The organism is Bartonella sp. AC158YNML (assembly GCF_042196725.1).
Lineage (GTDB): Bacteria > Pseudomonadota > Alphaproteobacteria > Rhizobiales > Rhizobiaceae > Bartonella.
Map to the genome: position 1 here is coordinate 1 of NZ_JBHIQU010000063.1, position 1,253 is coordinate 1,253.

Annotated in this window: 1 protein-coding gene; it reads left to right on the top strand. The window is 41.7% G+C overall.

What is annotated here, in order from left to right; all coding sequences use genetic code 11:
* Positions 1–120: 120 nt before the first annotated feature.
* Positions 121–1,209 (top strand): DUF3792 domain-containing protein, encoded by a 1,089-nt coding sequence (locus ACFIM1_RS09240; RefSeq protein ID WP_375694683.1) that lies wholly within the window; start codon positions 121–123, stop codon positions 1,207–1,209.
* The last annotated feature ends 44 nt before the right edge of the window (positions 1,210–1,253 follow it).

The following is a 1,253-nucleotide window of genomic DNA, read 5'->3' on the forward strand; positions in this document are numbered from 1 at the left end:
TCTCATAACAAACATTTGTTTAAAGTATTTTCCTATTCCTTTTTGGCTCATATCTATTCCTTTTTGGAACATAATTAGCAAAAAGGCATTGTATCTCCAGCATATTCAAGGAGATAAAACATGGAAACTCGCATTCCTGAAGACACACCATTCGATACCAATTTTCTAGGAGAAACATCTCTAGAAGAAAAGTATCCATTCTTTCACACACCCATTTCATGGTCCGCAATCTTTGCGGGACTGGTGACGGCTCTTGCTACCTCAATCTGCCTCTCTTTTCTAGTCGCCGCTTTAGGCTTAAGCCAAATGGATTTCACTTCTTCATCCCCATTTGAAGGCTCTTTCCTCTCCTTTGGCGTGGGGTCTGTTATCGTTACACTGATTAGCCTAGCCTTGGGAGGCTTTGTAGCTGGACGTTTTGCTGAAACCTCAGGGACTCTTCATGGCTTTCTCACTTGGGCTCTCATAACATTGCTGATGACCCTCCAAGCCATCCACGTGGTTTCTAGTACAGCAAAGATAGGGGCTAAAACCGCTCTAGAAAACAGCTCCATGGTCCAACAAACCGTTGACAGCCTCAAAAACAATATTTCCCCTATACTTGCAAAATTAAACAGTGAAAGTCTTGAAAAGTTTTTTGCAAAAAACAGTGACAATGGAGTCAATTTTGACCAACTTGGCAATGAATTGCACACCCTTCTCAATAAAAGCGACATTCCTGCTCTCAATGCTAATCGCTTAAAACAAACCTATCAGGCTGCACTCAATGATATTGGTTCTGCGATAACAGCTTTTAAAAATGATCCGTCTCACTATCGCACCACTTTAAAAAATCTTGGTGAACGCCTGTCTGATCGTGTAGAAGATCTCACGACAAAATTTAATCGAAGCGATATCATCAATGCGCTTATGAAGGATGGCATGACCCGTGCGGAGGCACAAACAGCAGCCAACCATGCTGTTCAACTCTATCAAAGCGCAGAGGGAAAAACCGAAAAAGCCATCAAAACCTTTGAAGAACAGGCTGAAAAACTCTCAGACAATCTTGAGGATACGATCAAGGGAGCAAAAAACACTGCAACTAAAGCCACAAAAACAGCCTCCAATATGGGATGGTGGGGCTTTTTAGGAAGCCTCATAGGTGCCGTAATTTCCAGTGTTTTTGGCTATTATGGGTACAGAAGTCGCAGAGACTTTTTCACGCTTTAAATACTTATGGCTCAGAAAGTATAAAACCAATAAAAAGCTGTACA